General features: G+C 41.7%; 2 protein-coding genes. Both read right to left on the bottom strand.

Annotation, left to right across the window (positions count from 1 at the left end; all coding sequences use genetic code 11):
- Positions 1 to 283: 283 nt before the first annotated feature.
- Entirely contained in the window at positions 284 to 1,435 is a 1,152-nt protein-coding gene (locus tag FGS84_RS30460) for an IS91 family transposase (RefSeq protein ID WP_118000653.1), read from the bottom strand.
- The gene (locus FGS84_RS30455; protein ID WP_118000651.1) at positions 1,428 to 2,279 is read right to left on the bottom strand and encodes a tyrosine-type recombinase/integrase; all 852 of its coding nucleotides are present in this window, start codon (positions 2,277 to 2,279) and stop codon (positions 1,428 to 1,430) included. Before FGS84_RS30455 ends, FGS84_RS30460 begins: the two co-directional genes overlap by 8 nt.
- Positions 2,280 to 2,545 lie beyond the last annotated feature (266 nt).

The raw sequence follows: 2,545 nt of genomic DNA, 5'->3' as shown, positions 1-2,545 counted from the left end.
GACAAATTCTTTAGGTTAGAATCAATGATGGGGTAAACGAAAAAGCAGTTTTGGCATTCCAGTGAACTGCCCCTTCGTTTACACCATTTTCGATTTGACCTAATTGAACAAAGTGAGCGTCCGGGTAGCCACTACCTATGGACTTTCAATCTTTTGTTCTTACCCATGATTATACAGGATTTTCAGTGCAGAATCTACAGAAATCAGGTGTTTCCAGATAAATAGGTACGACAATAAAACCTCAAACTTTGAGGCTTCAGAAAAAATATGAAAGAATAATCTTTTAACATCTTTGAGGTATTCGAAGTTGTGGTTTTCCAAGATGACCACCACAAGATTTACACACATAGACGTTTATGCCATAAAGCTGTTTTAATATTTCAGGCATCTCCTTATCCCGAAGTTTTGAGAGATACTTTTGACAACCAAGAAGATTTCGACATAGAATAAGTTTCTTTCGCTTGCTGCGGGAACAAAGAAGTCCGTAATGCCGAATCCTGACAAAACGTTTTGGCGGCACATGCATCAAAAAACGCCGTATGAATTCAACACCGGAAATGCTCAACTCTTTCCATTGTCCTTTGTTCCGGTAATCTTTTACAGAAAAAGTGACGGTTTCATCGTGTATGCATATGATGCGGTGATTGCTGATGGCAATCCTATGGGTGTACTTTCCAAGATAATCAATCACAGACTGTGCACCGTTAAAGGTTTTCTTGCAATAAGGAATCCATTCCGCAGCATAACAGGAATCAAGCAGCTCTTTGAATGTATAATGGTTACGATATTTTTCAGCAGTGCCATGAAATTCAAGCTGGTTCGTATTCCAGAGATTTTTTAACTCATCCATATATTTTCCACGGAAAACTTTGGAGATAGCCCATATGGGAAGAAAAAACTCAGTACCGTTGTCTTTCCATTCGTTTTTGGATGTCAGACCACCGCCAAGCAGTATTGTATGGATATGAGGATGAAAGTTCATCTCAGATCCCCATGTATGAAGGATGCAGATATATCCGACAGCAGCACCAAGGTGTGCAGGGTCAGCAGTCAGTTCACTGATTGTAGCAGAAGCAGCATGATATAGGGTGTCATATAACAGTTTCTGATTGCTGTAAATGATTGGATTCAGAATGTCAGGCACTGTAAATACCAAGTGAAAGTAGGGGGCATCAAGTACATCTTCTCTGCGGGCATCCATCCACATTTCCTTTGGAACAGCCTGACACATAGGACAACAACGGTTGCGGCAGGAATTGTAATGAATCTGAACAGCACCACAGTCTTCACATACACTGATATTTGTTCCATAGGCTCCTGTTTTGCAGTTCATGATGTTCCGGGCAACTTTCGCCTGTTCAGGAGAGGGAGAATACTTTTCAAGGTATGCCGGATAAAAACACTGAAAAATATCCTGAACGGTCGGCTTATTCATAATCAGCACCTTCTTTCCGGTCAAACGGACTTTGGATACCCATGAGTGATTTGTTGCTGATATGAAGATAAACTTCCGTAGACTTCGGATCACGATGTCCAAGCAGTGCCTGAATATGCTGACGTTCCACACCCTGCTCCATCAAATGTGTTGCGAAGCTATGACGGAGACAGTGAGGGGTTGCATTCATCGGAAGGTCGGCATCGGATACGGCACGGCGCATCACCTGCTCCAGTGTACTGACTGTCAGGTAATTACCGGTGAATTTATTAGGAAACAGGATTCCACGAGGCCGTCCTTTCTCAAACCAGTATTGTGTAAGGATATCCAGACAACGCTTGGAAAGGATTGTATAACGATCCATCCGGTTCTTAGTATCTCTGACATGTATCTGCATATTTGAGCGGGAAATATCATCATAATGCAGATGAATAACTTCAGAAACCCGCATCCCGGAAGAGTACATTGTTGCAAACATAGCTTTATATTTGATATCGTCAATAGCGTCTAACAGGCGGTCGATTTCATCAGAAGTTAATACAGTTGGAAGCTTGTGTTCCAGAATCATGCGTGGAACGGTGATATCATCCCAAAGGATATGCAGGACATTTCGGTAGAAAAAACGGATGGCAGAATTATAAAGGTTCAGAGTTGTGGCTTTCAGCCCTTCCTCTTTTTTTGCAAGCAAAAAAGTCCTGACATCCTGACAGGTAAGCTCTTCCGGATTCTTACCCTGATATTTCAGAAAGTAAGAGACATAGTTTTTATAGCAGTTGATGGAACGTTCTTTGAGGTTGCGGATTTTTCCAGCTTCCTCAAGCTGTTCTAAATATTTTTCATACATAATAAAATCCTCCATGTAAAATCAGTAGTATCAAAAACACTGCTTTACACGGAGGTGCATTGGGGTCATAAAACCGCTTGCCAACCAAGCGGAAGGGTGGTATTCTTTTCATAGGCAGTGGGAAGGTCGATCCTGTTTGATTGTTTCGTTGTGGTGACTTAACAATACTACTTTTAGGACTTGCTTTCCACTGCTTTTGTTATAGAAAACAGAAAATCGCTATGCCACAGCCTTGGCAGGCCATTGCGCAGCGATTTTGTTCAATT

It is taken from the genome of Clostridium sp. 1001271st1 H5, assembly GCF_005845215.1.
Taxonomy (GTDB): domain Bacteria; phylum Bacillota; class Clostridia; order Lachnospirales; family Lachnospiraceae; genus Enterocloster.
Note: the sequence above shows the minus strand (reverse complement) of the source record. Positions and strands in the feature narration are given on the sequence as shown.